Source organism: Muriicola sp. (assembly GCF_041567615.1).
Taxonomy (GTDB): domain Bacteria; phylum Bacteroidota; class Bacteroidia; order Flavobacteriales; family Flavobacteriaceae; genus Muriicola.
The window spans coordinates 14292-33546 of the sequence record NZ_JBFGBM010000005.1 but is presented as its reverse complement, the minus strand read 5'-3'; the positions used below and the strand labels follow the sequence as shown (position 1 = coordinate 33546).

General features: G+C 48.5%; 20 protein-coding genes. 14 read left to right on the top strand and 6 right to left on the bottom strand.

The features are described 5' to 3' along the window. The coding region (locus ABYP73_RS00870) for a MarC family protein (RefSeq protein ID WP_372973184.1) at positions 1–312 on the bottom strand (312 nt) is incomplete at its 3' end. A gap of 125 nt (positions 313–437) precedes the next feature. On the opposite strand from ABYP73_RS00870, the gene ABYP73_RS00865 reads away from it, so the two are divergent. The 4 genes from ABYP73_RS00865 (at position 438) to ABYP73_RS00850 (ending at position 5382) form a co-directional block, all read left to right on the top strand. Then, positions 438–1013, top strand: a complete 576-nt coding sequence (locus ABYP73_RS00865) for a DUF3109 family protein (RefSeq protein ID WP_372973183.1) — start codon at positions 438–440, stop codon at positions 1011–1013. A gap of 147 nt (positions 1014–1160) precedes the next feature. Continuing rightward, entirely contained in the window at positions 1161–1316 is a 156-nt protein-coding gene (locus ABYP73_RS00860) for a hypothetical protein (RefSeq protein ID WP_372946521.1), read from the top strand. A gap of 471 nt (positions 1317–1787) precedes the next feature. Beyond that, positions 1788–2774, top strand: coding sequence for a ribonucleotide-diphosphate reductase subunit beta (locus ABYP73_RS00855; protein ID WP_372946520.1), 987 nt, complete (start codon positions 1788–1790; stop codon positions 2772–2774). Positions 2775–2895: 121 nt separating this feature from the next. Then, complete coding sequence (locus ABYP73_RS00850) at positions 2896–5382, top strand: ribonucleoside-diphosphate reductase subunit alpha (RefSeq protein WP_372973182.1); 2487 nt, start codon at positions 2896–2898, stop codon at positions 5380–5382. Positions 5383–5728: 346 nt separating this feature from the next. Here ABYP73_RS00850 and ABYP73_RS00845 read toward each other — a convergent pair whose 3' ends face one another. From ABYP73_RS00845 to ABYP73_RS00835, 3 genes are read right to left on the bottom strand one after another with little or no spacing between them, the layout of a single operon-like run. Beyond that, positions 5729–6643 (bottom strand): hydroxypyruvate isomerase family protein, encoded by a 915-nt coding sequence (locus ABYP73_RS00845; protein WP_372973181.1) that lies wholly within the window; start codon positions 6641–6643, stop codon positions 5729–5731. A 13-nt stretch (positions 6644–6656) separates the two neighbouring features. Next, entirely contained in the window at positions 6657–7304 is a 648-nt protein-coding gene (locus ABYP73_RS00840) for a gluconate 2-dehydrogenase subunit 3 family protein (RefSeq protein WP_372973180.1), read from the bottom strand. Continuing rightward, positions 7304–9022 (bottom strand): GMC oxidoreductase, encoded by a 1719-nt coding sequence (locus ABYP73_RS00835; protein ID WP_372944437.1) that lies wholly within the window; start codon positions 9020–9022, stop codon positions 7304–7306. The genes ABYP73_RS00840 and ABYP73_RS00835 overlap by 1 nt, the downstream gene beginning before the upstream one ends. A gap of 220 nt (positions 9023–9242) precedes the next feature. On the opposite strand from ABYP73_RS00835, the gene ABYP73_RS00830 reads away from it, so the two are divergent. From ABYP73_RS00830 to ABYP73_RS00815, 4 genes are read left to right on the top strand one after another with little or no spacing between them, the layout of a single operon-like run. Then, positions 9243–10238, top strand: a complete 996-nt coding sequence (locus tag ABYP73_RS00830) for a sugar phosphate isomerase/epimerase family protein (RefSeq protein ID WP_372973179.1) — start codon at positions 9243–9245, stop codon at positions 10236–10238. Positions 10239–10253: 15 nt separating this feature from the next. Then, entirely contained in the window at positions 10254–10697 is a 444-nt protein-coding gene (locus ABYP73_RS00825) for a DinB family protein (RefSeq protein WP_372944435.1), read from the top strand. Positions 10698–10715: 18 nt separating this feature from the next. Continuing rightward, positions 10716–11945, top strand: a complete 1230-nt coding sequence (locus ABYP73_RS00820) for a nucleoside permease (RefSeq protein WP_372944434.1) — start codon at positions 10716–10718, stop codon at positions 11943–11945. Between the two features lie 8 nt (positions 11946–11953). Continuing rightward, positions 11954–13090 (top strand): Gfo/Idh/MocA family protein, encoded by a 1137-nt coding sequence (locus tag ABYP73_RS00815; protein ID WP_372944433.1) that lies wholly within the window; start codon positions 11954–11956, stop codon positions 13088–13090. A gap of 5 nt (positions 13091–13095) precedes the next feature. Here the strand turns inward: ABYP73_RS00815 and ABYP73_RS00810 are convergent, their stop codons facing one another. Then, positions 13096–13563, bottom strand: coding sequence for an ASCH domain-containing protein (locus ABYP73_RS00810; RefSeq protein ID WP_372973178.1), 468 nt, complete (start codon positions 13561–13563; stop codon positions 13096–13098). Between the two features lie 244 nt (positions 13564–13807). On the opposite strand from ABYP73_RS00810, the gene ABYP73_RS00805 reads away from it, so the two are divergent. The 6 genes from ABYP73_RS00805 (at position 13808) to nadD (ending at position 18556) form a co-directional block, all read left to right on the top strand. Next, positions 13808–14860, top strand: a complete 1053-nt coding sequence (locus tag ABYP73_RS00805; RefSeq protein WP_372973177.1) for a sugar phosphate isomerase/epimerase family protein — start codon at positions 13808–13810, stop codon at positions 14858–14860. Between the two features lie 10 nt (positions 14861–14870). Beyond that, the gene (locus ABYP73_RS00800; protein WP_372944430.1) at positions 14871–15623 is read left to right on the top strand and encodes a DUF1080 domain-containing protein; all 753 of its coding nucleotides are present in this window, start codon (positions 14871–14873) and stop codon (positions 15621–15623) included. A 1-nt stretch (position 15624) separates the two neighbouring features. Beyond that, positions 15625–16437, top strand: a complete 813-nt coding sequence (locus tag ABYP73_RS00795; protein ID WP_372973176.1) for a DUF1080 domain-containing protein — start codon at positions 15625–15627, stop codon at positions 16435–16437. 66 nt (positions 16438–16503) lie between these two features. Then, positions 16504–17361 carry a YicC/YloC family endoribonuclease gene (locus tag ABYP73_RS00790; protein WP_372973175.1) on the top strand — a complete coding sequence of 286 codons (858 nt, stop codon included), beginning with the start codon at positions 16504–16506 and terminating at the stop codon, positions 17359–17361. Continuing rightward, on the top strand, positions 17358–17975 hold the full coding sequence (gmk, locus tag ABYP73_RS00785; protein WP_372973174.1) for a guanylate kinase: 618 nt from the start codon (positions 17358–17360) through the stop codon (positions 17973–17975). Before ABYP73_RS00790 ends, gmk begins: the two co-directional genes overlap by 4 nt. After that, on the top strand, positions 17972–18556 hold the full coding sequence (gene nadD / locus ABYP73_RS00780; RefSeq protein ID WP_372944426.1) for a nicotinate (nicotinamide) nucleotide adenylyltransferase: 585 nt from the start codon (positions 17972–17974) through the stop codon (positions 18554–18556). The genes gmk and nadD overlap by 4 nt, the downstream gene beginning before the upstream one ends. A gap of 101 nt (positions 18557–18657) precedes the next feature. Here nadD and ABYP73_RS00775 read toward each other — a convergent pair whose 3' ends face one another. Further along, positions 18658–19164, bottom strand: coding sequence for a nicotinate-nucleotide adenylyltransferase (locus ABYP73_RS00775; RefSeq protein WP_372944425.1), 507 nt, complete (start codon positions 19162–19164; stop codon positions 18658–18660). Between the last annotated feature and the right edge of the window lie 91 nt (positions 19165–19255).

Sequence of the window (19255 nt, the reverse complement as noted above, 5' to 3'; positions counted from 1 at the left end):
TACAGAGGCAGAACTCGGCTCATCGTCTCGATAAAGGGTAATGCCCAGGATCATTTCAATGGCCAGGAAGAAAATAATAAACGCCCCGGCCACGGCAAAGGAATACACGTCGATGCGGATGAGGTTCAGGATCTCTTCCCCCACGAAAAGGAAAGCCACCATGATGCAGGCCGCGATGATAGAGGCCCTTTCTGAGTGTATATGTCCCACTTTTTTCCTCAGATCGATGATGATCGGGATACTGCCGACGATATCGATGACCGCAAAGAGGATAATACTGGCAGTTGCTATTTCACGAAAATTCAGGTGCATACCATCAGGCATTAAAAACGGTGCAAAAGTACTATATATTTTTGCATCCGCAGGGGAGTAAAAGTGAAATAATATGCCAATTTGTACTGAGAATCAGGATATCTTTGTAGCCTATTCGTAAACCTATGTTCCAGTTAGGAAAAACCCTGGTATCCGAAGAGATTATCGAGAAGGACTTTGTCTGCAATCTTTCGGCCTGTAAAGGTGCCTGCTGTGTCGACGGGGATGCCGGCGCACCCCTGGAAGAGAGTGAAACCGGGATGCTCGAAGCCATCTATCCCGAAGTAAAACCCTTTCTTCGGCCCGAAGGCATCAAGGCCATTGAAACACAGGGAAGCTGGGTGATAGGCGAGGATGGCGAATGGGAGACGCCCCTGATCGACGGTAAGGAATGTGCCTATACCGTATTCAATCCCGATGGGATCGCCAAATGCGGGATAGAGGAAGCGTTTAACCAAGGGGCCACTGCCTGGAGGAAACCCGTTTCATGTCACTTGTACCCGGTTCGGGTGAAGGAATATTCTTCCCTTACAGCAGTGAATTATCACAAATGGCAACTCTGCGATCCCGCCTGTGAACTAGGGGAGCAGCTTCAGGTTCCGGTGTTCAGGTTCGTCAGGGATGCCTTGATCCGCAAGTTCGGGGAGCAATGGTATGCCGAACTGGAGGAAGCAGCACGGGATCACCGAACCTTGAGCTAAGTATTTCACAGATTATTTATACCGTTCATGGAATATTTTTCTAGGGGCCTCCTTCATTGATTAGTTTGGCTATCCTTAGCATAAAATCTTTTTAGTTAATAGGAATAAGATGAGGGCTAAGGAGAGATAATCTAACCAGTTAAGACCATGAAAAAGTGTGTCCTTTTATTTATTCTGTTCGTGTTCGTACTTGCAGTCGCGTCCATCATAGAGAACAGGGAAAGGGAGGCCGTTAAATCAGAGTCGAGTCAGCAGGAACTCGCCCTTCAGGAAATGTTACCTGTTGCCAACAATACTCCATAAGGAGTGCGTCCCAGTCCTCCCGTTATCAAAAAACTCAATGCGGAATTCAGTAAGAATTCCGCATTTTTTTGTCCTCTTTTTTTGCGTCCATAAATCTTCTAACAAGATGTAAAGAGCTACTCATTCGGGGATTGATCTGAACGATATAATCATCGGGATATCCAGAAAAAAATTAGAATCGGGGATGCTTTTACAGAACCGCAATTCAGTATACCGAATAGTATCCTGAAATATACTTCCTGGTCAGGCCGCTTCCTGTTCAGGGATCTCAAAAATATATGAGCTTATGCCGGTTTGGCTTAGGGCCGAACCTGTAACCGGCGAGCCTAGATTTCAACACATCGTGTTAAAAACTTTGGCTCCGTTATGCTCAAACAGACTTTACAGTTCAATAACATTTTTGAATCTTTGTTAGTCCCAACTCGAAATACTTTTTCATCTCAATACTAACGCTAAATACAGATTCAAAAAATGTCAGAAGCCGTAGAACCCATCTTGCAGGAAAATGAAGATAGATTTGTAATATTCCCGATCAAACACCACGATCTCTGGGAATGGTACAAGAAATGCGAGGCGTGTTTCTGGACTGCGGAGGAGATCGACCTGCATCAGGACCTTTCTGACTGGAACAATAAGCTCAATGAAGACGAGAAGTACTTCATCAAACACATCCTGGCCTTCTTTGCCGCCTCTGACGGGATCGTGAACGAAAACCTGGCGGAGAACTTCGTGAACGAAGTGCAGTATACGGAAGCCAAGTTCTTCTACGGATTTCAGATCATGATGGAAAACATCCATTCTGAGACCTATTCCCTGCTCATAGACACTTATGTGAAGGACGAGAAGGAAAAGAACATCCTTTTCAAGGCTATTGAGAACTTCCCTGCGATCAAGAAAAAGGCTGACTGGGCGCTGAAGTGGATCGAGTCTCCCAGCTTTGCCGAGAGGCTGATCGCCTTTGCTGCGGTTGAGGGAATCTTCTTCTCCGGGGCCTTCTGTTCCATCTTCTGGCTGAAAAAGAGAGGCCTTATGCCCGGGCTTACTTTCTCCAATGAATTGATCTCCAGGGACGAAGGAATGCACTGTGATTACGCCGTCCACTTACACAACAAACACCTTGTCAACAAGGTGCCTAAAAAACGCATCACCGAGATCATCGTGGATGCCCTGAATATCGAAAGGGAATTCATCACCGAGTCCCTCCCCGTGAGCCTCATCGGGATGAACGCAAAACTGATGACCCAATACCTCGAATTTGTTACAGACCGGTTGCTCGTCGAACTCGGATGTGAAAAGGTCTACAACTCTACCAATCCTTTTGATTTTATGGATATGATCTCCCTTCAGGGGAAAACGAATTTCTTCGAGAAACGCGTATCCGAATATCAAAAGGCAGGCGTCCTGAATAAGGAAAAAGATACAGATTCTCAGAAGATCAGTTTTGACGCTGATTTCTAAGTAAATCCCATAGCGTAAGAAGTCCTCATGCCACAGGACTTTTTGTGCCCTGTTTTTGAAATGTTAAGTTTTTGTGAAACTTGACAAGGCCATAGTATTCTAACCAAATAATCGCAGCAAAATGTATGTAGTAAAAAGAGACGGCAGAAAGGAACCCATGATGTTCGACAAGATCACAGCCAGGGTTCGTAAATTGTGTTATGGACTCAATGACCTGGTCGATCCCGTAAAGGTGGCCATGAGGGTGATTGAAGGTCTTTACGACGGGGTTACCACCTCGGAACTTGACAATCTTGCCGCTGAGATCGCTGCTACCATGACCACGGCCCACCCGGATTACGCCAAGCTCGCTGCCCGTATCTCCGTCTCCAACCTGCATAAAAATACCAAAAAGTCCTTCTCAGAAACGATGAAGGACCTCTACGAGTACGTGAATCCAAGGACGGGGAAAGATGCTCCTCTTCTCTCGGATGAAGTGTACCAGGTCATCATGGAAAATGCTGAAAAACTCGATTCCACGATTATTTACAACCGCGATTTTGGGTACGATTATTTTGGTTTTAAGACACTGGAGCGCTCTTACCTCCTGAAGCTGAACGGGAAGATCGTAGAGCGGCCACAGCACATGTTGATGAGGGTGGCCGTGGGGATCCATCTAAGCGATCTGGATTCGGCCATTGAGACCTATGAGCTGATGTCCAAAAAATATTTCACCCACGCCACTCCAACCCTGTTCAACTCGGGAACGCCCAAACCTCAGATGTCCTCCTGCTTTCTCCTCGCTATGAAAGATGACAGCATAGACGGCATCTATGACACCCTGAAGAACACCGCCAAGATCTCACAATCAGCCGGGGGAATTGGATTATCTATTCACAATATCAGAGCAACCGGCTCCTATATCGCCGGGACCAACGGCACCTCCAACGGGATCGTCCCCATGCTCAGGGTATTTAACGACACGGCCAGGTACGTAGACCAGGGCGGAGGTAAAAGGAAAGGAAGTTTCGCCATCTATGTGGAACCCTGGCATGCCGATATCTTCGATTTCTTGGAATTGAAAAAGAACCACGGGAAGGAAGAGATGCGCGCCCGCGACCTGTTCTATGCCATGTGGATTCCGGACCTGTTCATGAAACGGGTGGAGACAGACGGAGAGTGGACCCTCATGTGCCCCAACGAATGCCCGGGTCTCTTTACCAGTCACAGCGAGGAATTTGAAAAGCTATACACAAAATACGAGCAGGAAGGAAAGGGCCGGAAGACCATCAGGGCCAGGGAGCTCTGGGAGAAGATCCTGGAATCTCAAATAGAGACGGGAACGCCCTATATGCTTTACAAGGACGCGGCTAACCGCAAGAGCAATCAAAAAAATCTGGGGACTATCAGGTCGTCCAACCTCTGTACCGAGATCCTGGAATACACTTCCCCTGATGAGGTGGCCGTGTGCAACCTGGCATCGATCGCCCTGCCTATGTTCGTCAAGAACGGCGCTTTTGATCACAAAGAGTTGTTCCGGGTAACGAAGAGGGTCACTAAAAACCTCAACAGGGTTATCGACAGGAATTATTATCCCATTGAAGAAGCCAGGAATTCCAATATGCGCCACAGGCCCATAGGCCTTGGGGTACAGGGTCTCGCAGACACCTTCATCCTTCTGCGTATGCCCTTTACCAGCGACGAGGCCAAGGCACTGAATCAGGAGATTTTTGAGACCCTGTATTTCGCAGCTGTGACCGCTTCCATGGAGGAGGCCAAAGAAGAAGGGCCTTACTCCACTTACAAGGGCAGCCCTATCTCGGAAGGTAAATTTCAGCATAACCTGTGGGGGGTCAAGGACGAAGAATTGTCAGGCCGATGGGATTGGGAAAAACTGCGCAAAAACGTGAAAAAACACGGGGTGAGAAATTCCCTGCTGGTGGCTCCCATGCCAACGGCATCTACCTCACAGATCCTCGGCAACAACGAATGTTTTGAACCCTACACTTCCAACATCTACACGAGAAGGGTACTTTCCGGTGAATTCATTGTGGTCAATAAGCACCTCCTGGAAGACCTGGTAAATCTCGGACTCTGGAATGAGAACCTCAAACAGGAACTGATGAGGGCCAACGGTTCCATTCAGCACATCGAAGGAATCCCAGAGGATATCAAGGAGCTTTACAAAACCGTATGGGAGCTGAGTATGAAGGATATCATCGATATGTCTCGCCAGAGAGGCTATTTCATAGATCAGAGTCAGTCACTGAACCTCTTTATGGAAAATGCCAACTTCTCCAAGCTCACATCCATGCATTTTTACGCCTGGAAAAGCGGACTTAAAACCGGGATGTACTATCTCAGGACCAAGGCAGCCGTGGATGCGATCAAATTCACCCTTGACAATACGAAGAAGAAAGAAGTACCGATCAGTGTAGCAGCTGAGGCAGAGGTAACAGCCGCGACTCCACCGGATCCGAAAGCCGCTGAGGGCATTCAGGTAAAAGCCTCTTTGGTAAATGACTCTGCAGGAGATGTGGAGCCCATGACCCCGGAAGAAATGAAAGCCCTGATCGCTCAGGCCAAGGCAGGCCAGGCAGACGATGACTGCCTCATGTGCGGATCTTAATGATAGATTTATCCGGATCTGCCCTGAACCCTGAATACTTACAGCTTAGGTAGTAGAGAGTGTTTATTAAGTTATGCCCCGGTAGTCCTTAGCCCCAAGAAAGGAATTATCCCGGGGTATATTCTTTTTATACCAGGACTGACCTTATTTATCAACCCTGGGCCTGATCGCGGCATTCCCGACCAGTAAAAGAAGGATATAAAACGAAAGCAGTAAGAAATAGTATTCCATGACATCCCACCTATATAGAATATACGATCAAAAGATAGCGTTCGGATCGCAAGTAGGCTGCAGCTTACTGAAAATTAACGGTTTGTGAGGATACAAAGACCAAAGACAAGATGATTTATGGCTTTGGGTCGACCTGTTTATAGGCATCGATAACGGCCCTCTCGCCCGCTGCTCCGGGTTGCGAATTTCCGTGTTCCATCCCTAGGATGCCCGTATAACCTTTACTACGGATAAGTTCAAGCACATTGGCGTAGTTGATCTCCCCGGTGGTAGGTTCCTTCCTTCCGGGATTATCCCCGATCTGAAAATAAGCGATCTCATCCCAGCACGCTTCAATATTGGGGATGAGGTTCCCTTCCTGTATCTGCTGGTGATAGATATCGAACAGGATCTTGCAGGAGGGCGAAGCCACCGCCTTGCAGATCTCATAGGCCTGAGGACTTTGCGTCAGGAAGAGTCCGGGATGATCCCTGAAATTCAGAGGCTCCAGTACCATAGTGAGGTTGTGGGGCTCCAGAATCACGGAGGCTCGTTTTAAGCTTTCAATGACATGGGCGGTCTGGTAACCCATCTCCAAACGCGTATCCCTGTGTCCGGGTACCACGGTCATCCACCTGGCCCCAACTCTTTGGGCCACTTCCACCGCATTTCTGATCTGGGAAAGGAATTCTTCCCGTTTTTCATCATCTCCCGATGCCAGGTTGGCACTGTTCCAGTAGATTTTATGGGCGACGAAAACCCCCATTTGCAATCCCCTTTCCTTCATGACTGAGGCCATGGCCTCCTGCTCCTGCACTGGGCGGTCGGCCATGCCGTTGTCCTCGAATGCCCGGAATCCTTCATCAGCCATAAAATGAAGCTGATCCAGGGGGTCATCCCCTGCACTTTCACGGAACATTCCTATATGGGGAGCATAATTGAGACGGAATGAAGGGGTAGGGACCAGATTTCGGCCCAGGACAGAAAACCCTGTCAGGGACAGGGTGCCGGCGGCTAAAGCCGTTCTTTCTATAAAGTATCTCCTTTTCAAATCAGATCTCCGGTTAGAGAGCCCAGTCTTTTCCTCCTGTGAGTTCGTTCACATCTCCACAAGGGATGTATTCCCCGGGTATGGGGAGATAGGCCAGAATATTCTCCCCTACGTATTCGGAGGACTTATAGCCCCAGATGGTCATCTCCCTGAGGTTTTTTGCAAAGGAAAAATGGATCATTTCATCGGCAACGGCATCGTTTTCGCCTTGGGAAGCTGCTGACGTATTTTTTATCATCAGCTCCATATTTTCTATATCCTCTTCTTCGGGAGCATTCAGTTCTTGGACAAAGAGAGGTTCCAGGTCTTCAGAAGTCAGTTCTTCAACTTTTTTCTTGCCTGATTCCTGCAATGCCTTTTGAATGAATCTTTTAAAAGAAATTCTGGTCAGGTCTTGCTGCACTTCATCCACAATCTCATTGGTAAAGCGGTCGATAAAGACATGCACATTTACCTCAGAAGCCGAAGGTGTATCTGTTTTTGGCAGGATGATATCCACTAATTGGATCAAAATCTCACCTTCTTCCTTGGTAAAGAAATCAGGTGTCCAATCTACATTCTCAACTTCCTTGCATCCCTGCATCAGGGATAAGAGGGTGGGGGTCGCCACGGTATATCCCAGCGCTAGCCCCATATTCTTTAAAGCGATTCTTCTATCCATTACAGTACTCCTTTTTTAAGTTGTTCCGCCGCGTGATTTGCGGCACGTGCCGTGAAGGCCATATAGGTAAGGGAAGGGTTGACACAGGCTGCAGAGGTCATGAATGCGCCATCAGTAACATAGACATTGGGCACAGCGTGAACCTGGTTATAGCCGTTGAGAACAGAGGTCTTTGGGTCCCTGCCCATCCTGGCCGTCCCCATCTCGTGTATTCCCAGACCGAGAGCTCCGGGCCTGTCGAATGCCTGAACATCCCTGAGTCCTGCTTTTGTCAGCATTTCATAGGCCTGTTCCTTCATATCCTCCCTCATGTTCCATTCATTTTCCTTGAATTCGGCATCGAAAGTGACCGTTGGCAGACCCCACTGGTCGAGTTTGTCATAGTCCAGTGTCATCCTGTTGTCCTCATAGGGAAGTACTTCCCCAAAACCGCCAATCCCGAAGGTCCAGCCTCCTGGTTTCAGGATAGCCTCCTTCAGGCTTTTCCCATGAGACAGTTCGGAAACCACGTCTTCCCAGTTGCCACGGCTCCCACTTCCCTGGTATCCGTAACCCCTTTTGAAGGTTGACATGTTAGATTTGCCACCGAGGTTCCTGAACCTGGGGATATAAACCCCGTTGGGCTTTCTGCCTTTGTAGATCTTGTCTTCAAAACCGTCGTACTTTCCGGCCGCTCCCACCCCCAGGTGGTGGTCCATGATATTTCTTCCCAGCTGATCGGAGTCATTACCCATTCCGTTGGGGAATCGATCCGATCTGGACTGCATGAGTATGGAAGCCGATGCGATGGCAGAAGCGCACAAGAAGACTACTTTTGCCTTGAATTCAAAGGTCTCCTTGGTCACCCTGTCTATGACTTTTACTCCTGTGGCTTTTTGGGTATCCGGATCGTACATGATCTCGTGGACGATGGAATCCGGCCTCAGGGTGAGGTTTCCGGTGGCTTCTGCTGCGGGCAGGGTGGAGGAATTACTACTAAAGTAGGCTCCAAAGGGACACCCTCTGATGCAGCGGTTCCTGAACTGGCATCGGATCCGGCCATCTCCTCCAAACTGTTTATTGCTATTGATATGTGCCACCCTTCCGGAAGTGATCACCCGCCCGTCAAAATGTTCGGCTACTTTTTCACGTACGTGCTGCTCCATGCAGTTGAGCTCCATCATGGGCTCAAAAACACTGTCCGGTAATTGGGGAAGTCCCAGGGCTTCACCAGAAATGCCGATATAGGTCTCCACATAGGAGTACCAGGGCTCTATATCCTTGTATCTCACGGGCCAGTCGACCCCGATCTTTTCCTTCTTGTTGGCCTCAAAATCCAGGTCGCTCCACCGGTAGCTGTGCCGGCCCCACAACAGGGACCTTCCCCCCACATGGTATCCCCGCATCCAGTCGAACCGCTTGGTCTCATTATAGGGATGCTCCAGGTCATTGACGAACCAAAAATTATGAGGTGCCCTTACCGTATACCCAGTACGGGCCTGTTTGAACTGTTTGGCGACCTCCTCCGGAGGCAATTCTCCGTTGTTAGGAAAATCCCAGGTGTCCATATTGGCAGTGGGATAGTCCTCCCTGTGCCTGACCATCCTGCCTCGTTCCAAAACCAGGGTCTTCAACCCTTTTTCACACAATTCCTTTGCTGCCCAGCCTCCGCTCATTCCGGAACCGACCACGATAGCATCATAGGAGTCCTGTACTTCATTGTAAAAAAATTTGCTCATCCCTTTTGTTTAGTTGAGGGCTAAATGTATTAATTATAAAATTAATTGTATACATTTAAACGCCCATATTCTTGAGGGTTTCCTGTTAATTAACAGGAATAATCACGAAATTATCAAAGGCTTAACAGTGGATGCCACAACGCAACAATACGGGAAACTACTTCAAGTATTTTAGGATGGAACACTTAGGGAACCTTTTCATAATTGAAATACAAAATCCATGAAAAGAAGAAAATTTGTCAGGAACACTGCAGCGGCAGGAGCAGGTTTATCTCTCCTGGGCCTGTATGGATGCAAGCAAGGAAAAAAGGAAAATGAGGGGAAAACGGAGACTGAGACGGTCATGACGGAGCCTTTTTTCAAGCTCTCGCTGGCCCAGTGGTCGGTACACAGGATGATCTGGAACGGTGAACTGGACCCCTATGCTTTTGCGTCAAAAGCTGCGGAATGGGGATTTGCCGGACTGGAATATGTCAGCCAGCTCTACGACAAAGAGCTCCGAGAAGCTAATTACAGTGCAGAAGCCATGGCGGCTTTTGTAGAGCGGTCGAATGCCGAGGCTGAGAAATACGGGTTGGAAAATGTCCTTATCATGATAGACGGGCAGGGTGATCTTGCCACCTCAGATAAGGCGGAAAGGAAAAAGGCGGTCGAGAACCATCACAAATGGGTGGATGCTGCCAAGGCCATGAAATGTCATGCAATAAGGGTCAATCTCTCCGGCAGTACGGAACCCGATACCTGGATCGCCAATTCGGTAGACGGCCTTTCCCAACTCGCCTCCTATGCAAGGGAAAAGGGAATCAATATCCTGGTGGAAAACCACGGAGGCCTGTCTTCTAACGGGGCCATGCTCGCCAGGGTGATGTCCGAGGTCAATATGGATAACTGCGGGACCCTCCCGGATTTTGGCAACTTCTGTATCCGGCGCAACGACCCCGCTGATTATTCCAAGGGATGCGCCGAGATGTATGATATTTACAAAGGCGTAAAGGAGTTAATGCCCTACGCAAAAGCAGTCAGTGCTAAATCTCACAATTTTGATCAAGCAGGCAATGAAACGGAGATCAACTACACCCAGATGCTGCAGATCGTGAAGGACGCCGGGTATACCGGTTATATAGGGGTAGAATACGAGGGGGATACACTGGGCGAAAAGGAAGGGATCATGGCTACCAAGGACTTGCTTCTCAAATCGGCATCAGAATTGTCTTAACACCTGAAATTACCCATGGAAGAATTCTTCAACGAACTCTTTGATTACAACTTCTATTGCAATAAACAATTGATAGAAGCTTTTGGGCAAATGGAGGATGTGCCTGAGAAAAGTGCGTCTCTTTTTAACCATCTTCTGAATGCGCACCATATCTGGAATGCGAGGATTAACGGGACAGAGCCGGGCTATGGAGTATGGCAGGATCACACCCTGTCCGACTGGACGGACATCCACTATGAGAACCAGCGCAATACTTTTGAGATCATCACCAACACAGATGATTTTGAGACTCGTATAGACTATCAGAATTCCGAGGGGCGTCTGTTCACCAATACGGTACAGGATATGCTGTTTCATATCGTAAACCATTCTACCCACCACAGGGCTCAGATCCTGGCCGATCTAAGGGCAAACGGCATAGAACCGATTTCCCTGGATTATGTATTTTACAAGCGATAAGAACCTAAACAGAGCAATATGAACACGAAAATCAAAGTGCAGCTGTCTTTTATGATGTTCCTGGAATTCTTTATCTGGGGGGGTTGGTTTGTCACCCTGGGAACCTTCCTTGGAGACAACCTCAAGGCTACTGGAGGGGAGATCGCCATGGCATTTTCTACCCAATCCTGGGGAGCCATCATTGCACCCTTTATCATTGGCCTTATCGCAGACCGGTATTTCAATGCCGAACGTATCCTGGGGATACTTCATCTTCTCGGGGCATTCCTGATGTACCAAATGTATTCTGCACCGGAATTCTCCGTGTTCTATCCCTACGTACTGGGCTATATGATCATTTACATGCCCACCCTTGCCCTGGTGAATTCCATTTCCTTTAACCAGATGAAAGACCCCGCCAAGGAATTTTCCTTTGTACGTGTCTTCGGGACGATCGGCTGGATCGTAGCCGGGCTCATCATCAGCTACGTCTTCCTTTGGGACTCTGTAGAGTCGAGGGCAGGGGGTATGCTGAAGAATACCTTCCTGATGGTGGCTATCGCATCAGCCTTTCTGGGATTGTTCAGTTTTACACTTCCCAAGACACCACCTACGTCGATCAAGGATGGGAATGTAAATATCTCAACCATCCTGGGTTTGGATGCCTTAAAACTGCTGAAGGACAGGAACTTCCTGATCTTCTTTATCTCTTCCATCCTGATCTGCATCCCCCTGGCATTCTACTATCAGAATGCCAACCCATTCCTCGCGGAGATAGGCATGGATAACCCTACGGGGAAGATGACCATAGGACAGGCTTCTGAGGTTCTCTTTATGCTTTTGCTGCCATTCTTCTTTAAACGCTTCGGGTTTAAAATAACCATCATTGCAGGGATGCTCGCCTGGACAGTGCGGTATTTCCTTTTTGCCTATGGCAATGCTGGCGATCTGGCCTTTATGCTGATCATCGGGATCGCTTTGCACGGGATCTGTTACGACTTTTTCTTTGTATCGGGTCAGATCTATACGGATTCAAAAGCCGGTGAGAAGTTCAAGAGCGCTGCACAGGGTCTCATCACCCTGGCCACGTACGGGTTGGGGATGCTTATCGGATTCTGGGTCGCCGGGAAAATCTCTGATCTCTATCTCGTGTCGGAAAATGTGCATGACTGGACAAATATCTGGATCTTTCCAGCCATCTTTGCCTTTGTGGTCATGGCCCTTTTTTCTATATTCTTTAAGAACGAAATCATCGAATACAAAAATTAGAATTCAACATGCCAAAAAAAATCAGACTTGGAATAATCGGAGGAGGAGGGGATTCCCTCATAGGTGTTTTGCACCGCATAGCATCATTTATCAATGACAATTATGCTATTACCGGAGCTGTTTTCAATCCCAATTTTGAAGATAATTTGGCCTTTGCCAAGCAGATCGATGTTCCCACAGACCGGATATACAAGGACTTCGATACGTTGGTGGAAGAAGAGATGAAGCTTCCTGAGGAGAAGCGGATACAGGTCTGTGCGGTGCTAACCCCCAATTTTCTCCATTTCCCTATGGCCAAGAAATTGTTGGACAACGGTTTCCACGTGATCTGTGAAAAACCCATGACCACTACTTACGAGGAAGCCAAGATCCTCAGGGATGCCCACAAGAAGGCCGGAACCGTTTTTGCCGTCACCCATACCTATACGGGTTATCCCATGGTGAGGCAGATGCGGGAGATGATCAAAGCAGGGGAACTGGGAAGGATCCACAAAGTGGATGCCCGCTATTACCAGGGATGGATTAATCCCATCATTCACGACAAGACCAAGCGGTCAACGGTATGGAGGCTCGATCCTAAAAAGGCCGGGATCAGTTCCTGTATGGGAGATATAGGGGTACATGCCTTCAATATGGTCGAATATACGACCGGATTGAAAGTGAAGTCCCTTTTATGCGATTTTAACTATCTCTATGCCGACAACCAGATGGATGTAGACGGAACGGCCCTGATCCGGATGGGAGATCACGTCAAGGGGGTCATCAGGGCGAGCCAGGTGGCCACAGGGGAGGAGAACGGCCTTGCCATCCGTATTTACGGGGAAAAATTCGGCCTTCTCTGGGAACAGGAAAACCCGAATTATCTCTACAAGATTAGTGATACAGAACCCATGGAGGTCTATAAACCCGGTCATGCCTATAACAGCGCCCTTTCGCTTGACGGCACCAAACTGCCTCCGGGTCACCCGGAAGGGATCTTTGACTCCATGGCCAATATCTACCTGGGTGTCGCCAGGGCGATCAGAGGGGAAAAATACAACGATGGGGAATATCCGACCATGAACGACGGGGTACGCGGCCTCAATTTCATCGAAGCGACTGTAGCTTCACACAAAGGCGGGAATATCTGGGTCGATCTGGACTAGGGTACTTACTTTCTCTCAAAGACCTTTTCAAAGACCTCGCAGACTATGATCATGCTCTCTCGCGGCACCCTTCCGAAGGGCTCCAATTCACGAGTGTAATAATCCCAGTGGGTCCTCTTCCAGTAGTCAAGGGATTTATCTCCTTCCCCTTCCAGTCTGGCATAGGACTCCCTGATGCTAAAAAAGGGTTTTAATTCAACCGCAACAGTGCGTACAATGCACTTTGCGTTCCCCTTCCAGTCTGTGATAATGGTAAAATCCCCGATCTTGGGCAGGGGTTCATTTCTGTACTGAAGGCCCAGAAGGGAATGGCTGGTCGCCCGTTTGACCCCTTTCAGTACCAGTTTCAGGCAGGTGTTGGCGTCTTTTTCGTTATCGCAGAAATGAGTTACCGTGGGTTCTTCGGCGAAGGCATATTCCAGGTGCTTGTCCAAAAAGTCACCCCACAGGTTTCTCGCTGATGCATTTTTCATAGGAATCGCAGGTTAAGACATAGATGTTGGAATAATAAATTCAGGAATCCCTCATTTCGAAAGATAGCTGTCCCGAATCGACTCCGCATAATGTGGGCCACAATTTCCATTTAATTCTGTGTATTTCCTATATTTAGGACTTCACCTTTTTAAGAAGCCTTCTTCGGTTTTATCCATTAAAGATAGGACTCAAATCCGAAAAGGGCATCAGGGACATTTTAACAACACAACTAAACAACTCTCCATGAAAACAATAAAAGGACCGGCTGTATTCCTTGCCCAGTTCGTAGACAGCAAACCCCCATTTAATACCCTTGATGGCATGTGCAAATGGGCATCAGACCTGGGGTACAAAGGGATACAGATCCCAACATGGGAACACTTTCTCATTGACCTGGACAAGGCTGCCAGCAGCCAGGACTACTGTGACGAGCTCAAGGGCAAGATCAACTCCTACGGCCTGGAGATCACCGAGCTCTCCACCCATTTGCAGGGACAGCTGGTGGCCGTGCACCCTGCTTATGACCTGATGTTCGACAATTTTGCACCGGACGCTGTGAAGAACAATCCCAAAGCCCGGACGGAATGGGCAGTAGACGTAGTCAAAAAAGCCGGCACGGCAAGCAGGCGATTAGGGCTTAAGTCTCATGCCACATTTTCCGGTGCCCTTCTATGGCATACCTGGCACCCCTGGCCACAGCGACCCAAGGGACTGGTTGAAATGGGATTCGAAGAGCTCGCAAAGAGATGGATGCCTATCCTCAACCATTTCGACAAGGAGGGAGTGGATGTGTGCTATGAGATCCATCCGGGGGAAGACCTGCACGACGGGGATACTTTTGAACGATTTCTGGAAGCTACGGGTAACCACAAAAGGGTGAACATCCTTTATGACCCCAGCCACTTCGTCTTGCAGCAACTGGATTATATCGCCTACATCGATCACTACCACGAGTTTATCAGGGCCTTCCATGTCAAAGATTCCGAATTCAATCCTACAGGGAAGAAAGGAGCGTTTGGGGGATACAATGACTGGGGAGACCGGGCCGGGCGGTATCGATCCCTGGGTGACGGGCAGATCGATTTTAAAACGATCTTCTCAAAACTGACCCAATATGGGTGTGATGTTTGGGCCGTCATGGAATGGGAATGCTGCATCAAGAGTCCGGAACAGGGCGCCAGGGAAGGCGCGAAATTCATTCAGGAGCATATCATAGAAGCCACCGAGAAGACCTTTGACGATTTTGCCGGAGGGGAGATAGATAAGAAAATGCTCCGAAAAATACTGGGTACATAAAACTAATACAATGAGAAAGGTTCAACTATTACTGGTCGTCGCCAGCCTGTTATTCCTTCAATGCAAGGAAAAGTCGGATTCAGAAAACAATAGCTCTCAGGATCTTGCGGTCTCGGAGACTTCCTCTGTGGATGGGGAATGGGAAATCCTGTTTGACGGTACTTCCTTCGACCACTGGAAGGGATACCTCCGTGACGGGATGGCCGAGAACTGGAAGATTGAGGACGGCGCCATGGTATTCTATCCCCCAAAAGAAAGGAAGAAAGGGGAAAGCTTCAACATCGTGAGCCGGCAGGACTACACCAATTTCATTCTGTCGTTGGAATGGAGGGTAGCCGAGGGGGCCAACAGCGGAATTTTTTGGGGGGTAAAAGAGGATCCGACCTATGGACAACCCTATGAGACCGGACCGGAGATACAGGTCCTGGACAATGCCCGCCACCCCGACGCCAAAGCCGGTGACACCCATCAGGCAGGAGCTCTTTATGACATGGTAGCGCCATCCCAAGATGTCACAAAGCCCGCAGGCGAGTGGAATACCTGTGTCATTACGGTAAATTACGAGGAGCAACAAGGGATGGTCAATCTCAACGGCGTCGATATCGTGACCTTTCCCCTGGGGAATAAGGAATGGGATGCCCTGGTCTCACAATCAAAATTTGCCGGCTGGTCTGGCTTTGGTAAGTTCCACACGGGGAAGATCGGGCTTCAGGACCACGGGGATGTAGTGGCCTACAGGAACATCCGGATAAAGAAACTCTAACATGAAGATATTACTTTACGCATGTATCGCCCTGTCGATCCTTGTCTCCTGTAAGGATACCGGTTCCGATAGACCGGAACAGGCCTCAAAAGTAGAAGAGGGGATTGTCTACGGGGAGTATTCTGGAGTAGAGCCCACAACTCCTGAGGAGACAGAGATCTATGAGCCTGTTCCTCCGAGGGTTGTCTCAAAAGGAAGTAACGGAGTTCCCAGCGATGCCATCATCTTGTTCGACGGTACTTCTTTTGACCAGTGGATGATGGTCCGGGACAGCTCTGAGGTGGTCTGGCACCTGAATGAAGACGGGAGCATGACCGTTAAGGACAAGACCGGGGACATCGTGACCAAAGAACAGTTCGGGGATATACAACTGCATATAGAGTGGCGTTCCCCGGCAGAAGTTGAGGGAGAAGGCCAGAGCAGAGGGAACAGCGGGGTCTTCCTCCAGGATTTGTACGAAGTACAGGTGCTCGACAATAACGATAACGACACCTATGTGAACGGGCAGGTAGCCTCTGTATACAAGCAGCATATCCCCCTGGCGATGGCCTCCGTGCCCAGCGGGGATTGGAACACCTATGATATCATCTATCACGCGCCGGAATTCAATGAATCAGGGGCAAAGACGAAATCAGCAACCATAACCGTGCTTCATAACGGGATCCTCGTGCAGGACCATGTGGAGATCAAAGGGACCACTCCTTATATCGGCTGGCCTAAGAATCCGCCCCATGGCAAAGGCCCGATCCGGTTACAGGACCACGGGGATAACAGCAGAGTGAGTTTCCGTAATATCTGGGTCAGGGAATTATAGCCACTTGAAATTATGACCTATGCAGGCGATTGAAAATAATTACCTTAGCCAAATCAAATCGAAGTTATGATCCAGTCCATGACAGGTTTTGGGAAGCATATCGTGCAGCTGCCCACTAAGAAGATCACGGTAGAGCTGAAATCCCTCAACAGCAAATCACTCGATCTGAACGCAAGGATGCCCCCCCTGTATCGGGAAAAAGAATTGGAACTGCGCAAGATCATCGCCTCAGCCCTCCTGAGGGGGAAGGTGGACTTTAACCTGTACGTTGAGATCACCGGTGACGAGACTACTTCCCAGATCAATGAGGCCGTGGTGAAACACTACATGAGACAGCTTAGGACCATTGCCGACGGAGATGACCTACGCCTGATGGAAATGGCCCTCAAATTGCCCGATACTTTAAAAACTGACAAGGATGAGGTAGACCCTGAGGAATACAAGGCGATCCTGGATGCTCTGGAGCATGCTCTGAATGCCATACAGGATTTCAGGTCAGAAGAGGGCGGCATCCTCGAAAAGGACTTCAGTTCCCGGTTGAAGAACCTGCACAGCTTACTGGATCAGGTAAGTGCGCTGGATGAGGAACGCCTGCAGGCGGTACGCGAACGCCTCGAAAAATCGGTTGCAGATATCAAGATGGAAGTCGATGCCAATCGATTTGAGCAGGAGCTGATCTACTACCTCGAAAAGCTCGACATCACTGAAGAAAAAGTAAGGTTGGAGAACCATCTGAATTATTTCAGGGAGACCATGGAATATTCGGAATCAAACGGAAAGAAACTTGGCTTTATAAGCCAGGAGATCGGGCGGGAGATCAATACCATAGGCTCTAAGGCCAATTATGCCCCCATGCAGCAAGTGGTGGTACAGATGAAGGATGAACTGGAGAAGATCAAGGAACAAATGCTCAATGTCTTATGAGTAGTGGCGGTAAACTCATTATATTTTCGGCCCCTTCGGGGAGCGGCAAGACCACTATTGTCCGCCATCTGTTGGCCCAGCCCGAACTCAACCTGGCCTTTTCCATCTCGGCCACTTCCAGGGCACGCAGGGGGAAGGAGGTAAACGGGGAACACTATTACTTTATTTCCCTTTCGGAATTCAAGAAACATATCAAAAACGGGGATTTCCTGGAAGGGGAAGAGGTGTCCAGGGACAATTTCTACGGCACCCTGAGAAGTGAGGTTGAACGATTGTGGGCCGAAGGGAAGAACGTAATTTTCGACATTGATGTCGCGGGGGGACTGCGTATTAAAAAGAAGTTTCCAGAACAAACCCTGGCCGTATTCGTAAAACCGCCCAGTGTAGACGAACTCAAGATCCGGCTGAAAAAACGAAGTACGGAAAGCGATGAGAAGATCAATATGAGGATCGCCAAGGCTTCGGTAGAGCTGGCTACCGCCCCCCAGTTCGATAGGGTCATCAAGAACTACGACCTGGATACGGCACTAAAGGAGGCCCATAAGATGGTGGCAGATTATCTGGGCGTAGTGCCGTCCTTTGAAAAAGAGCAATCCGGGGGAGGAGGAGAATGAAAAAGGTCGGACTCTTTTTTGGCACCTTCAATCCCATCCACGTCGGGCACCTGGTGATCGCCAACCACATGGTGGAATTCTCGGACCTGGAGGAAGTGTGGTTCGTGATCACCCCCCAGAGCCCCTTTAAGGTGAAGCAGAGCATGTTGTCTGATCATCACCGGTATCAGATGGTACAGGAGGCGGTGGATCCCTATCCCAAACTCAGGGCAAGCACTATCGAATTCGATCTGCCCCAGCCCAATTACACTATCAATACCCTGGTGCATCTACGCGAAAAATATGGGGAAGAATGCGATTTTTCCCTCCTGATGGGGGAGGATAATCTCAAAACCTTTCACAAATGGAAGAATTTTGAGATCATCCTGGAAAACCATCACATTTATATCTACCCGAGGATCTCCGGTGGGATTGTCCCCAAAAGGTTTAAAGGTCATCCCCATATTCACCATATCGATGCCCCTGTTATGGAGATCTCCTCCACCTTTATCCGAAAGAACCACAAAAAGGGAAAGAATATCAGACCCATGTTGCCTGAGGGGGTTTGGCGATACATGGACGAGATGAATTTTTACCGCTAGGTAATTCCAGGAGTACAATAAGAAAGTGCTGCCTTTGCAGACAGCACTTAAATTTCCTTGTTTAAATTATTCTAAATAAAGCCGGGGCAAATCAGGTGATTCTACAGGAATTCTCCGGCAGGATCCATTTTTACCCTCATTTTTTTGTCGCCATTGACAAGCAGTAGCTTATAGATTTTTTTAGCACCATTTTCATCGGTGTAGGTTACGCGGTAAACGTCTTTGGATACGGTCCAATTGGGGAACCTTTCCAATAATGCAGTCTTAACGTCATTAGGTAATGCAATATTCTTGAATTTCTCTATAGTTCTCAAAATCTTGCCGTTTGCGTCATATTCAGCGACGATCTTTCCGTCGGGGATATAGAACGAAACGGTGTAGAAATCAAAGTCGTCCATATAGAAATCAGCTTCCGTAATGTCATAGGAGGCGACGGCGCGTTCCAGCAATCTCACGGGAACAGCTGCCTCCCTGGCATCGGTCGCATTCAAGTATTTGAAGTTCATCGGCCTGATGACCACTTCAGTAAGCTCTTCAACCTTTACATCCTGGGTAAAGGCTGGGATGGCAAGTCCAAGAGCAAGTAAACCAAGGATAACTTTTTTCATGGCATTGAATTTAGTGTTACGTATGCCTTATTTAGTCTAACACTCAAGGACCTATAATATAAGCAAATGGGTTCCCGGACGCAATGATATT

What these genes read in the sequence shown, in the direction of transcription:
- ABYP73_RS00865 (WP_372973183.1), top strand. Translation starts at nt 438, where the DNA reads ATGTTCCAGTTAGGAAAAACCCTGGTATCCGAAGAGATTATCGAGAAG.
- ABYP73_RS00860 (WP_372946521.1), top strand. Translation starts at nt 1,161, where the DNA reads ATGAAAAAGTGTGTCCTTTTATTTATTCTGTTCGTGTTCGTACTTGCA.
- ABYP73_RS00855 (WP_372946520.1), top strand. Translation starts at nt 1,788, where the DNA reads ATGTCAGAAGCCGTAGAACCCATCTTGCAGGAAAATGAAGATAGATTT.
- ABYP73_RS00850 (WP_372973182.1), top strand. Translation starts at nt 2,896, where the DNA reads ATGTATGTAGTAAAAAGAGACGGCAGAAAGGAACCCATGATGTTCGAC.
- ABYP73_RS00840 (WP_372973180.1), bottom strand. Translation starts at nt 7,304, where the DNA reads ATGGATAGAAGAATCGCTTTAAAGAATATGGGGCTAGCGCTGGGATAT.
- ABYP73_RS00835 (WP_372944437.1), bottom strand. Translation starts at nt 9,022, where the DNA reads ATGAGCAAATTTTTTTACAATGAAGTACAGGACTCCTATGATGCTATC.
- ABYP73_RS00830 (WP_372973179.1), top strand. Translation starts at nt 9,243, where the DNA reads ATGAAAAGAAGAAAATTTGTCAGGAACACTGCAGCGGCAGGAGCAGGT.
- ABYP73_RS00825 (WP_372944435.1), top strand. Translation starts at nt 10,254, where the DNA reads ATGGAAGAATTCTTCAACGAACTCTTTGATTACAACTTCTATTGCAAT.
- ABYP73_RS00820 (WP_372944434.1), top strand. Translation starts at nt 10,716, where the DNA reads ATGAACACGAAAATCAAAGTGCAGCTGTCTTTTATGATGTTCCTGGAA.
- ABYP73_RS00815 (WP_372944433.1), top strand. Translation starts at nt 11,954, where the DNA reads ATGCCAAAAAAAATCAGACTTGGAATAATCGGAGGAGGAGGGGATTCC.
- ABYP73_RS00810 (WP_372973178.1), bottom strand. Translation starts at nt 13,563, where the DNA reads ATGAAAAATGCATCAGCGAGAAACCTGTGGGGTGACTTTTTGGACAAG.
- ABYP73_RS00805 (WP_372973177.1), top strand. Translation starts at nt 13,808, where the DNA reads ATGAAAACAATAAAAGGACCGGCTGTATTCCTTGCCCAGTTCGTAGAC.
- ABYP73_RS00800 (WP_372944430.1), top strand. Translation starts at nt 14,871, where the DNA reads ATGAGAAAGGTTCAACTATTACTGGTCGTCGCCAGCCTGTTATTCCTT.
- ABYP73_RS00795 (WP_372973176.1), top strand. Translation starts at nt 15,625, where the DNA reads ATGAAGATATTACTTTACGCATGTATCGCCCTGTCGATCCTTGTCTCC.
- ABYP73_RS00790 (WP_372973175.1), top strand. Translation starts at nt 16,504, where the DNA reads ATGATCCAGTCCATGACAGGTTTTGGGAAGCATATCGTGCAGCTGCCC.
- gmk (WP_372973174.1), top strand. Translation starts at nt 17,358, where the DNA reads ATGAGTAGTGGCGGTAAACTCATTATATTTTCGGCCCCTTCGGGGAGC.
- nadD (WP_372944426.1), top strand. Translation starts at nt 17,972, where the DNA reads ATGAAAAAGGTCGGACTCTTTTTTGGCACCTTCAATCCCATCCACGTC.
- ABYP73_RS00775 (WP_372944425.1), bottom strand. Translation starts at nt 19,164, where the DNA reads ATGAAAAAAGTTATCCTTGGTTTACTTGCTCTTGGACTTGCCATCCCA.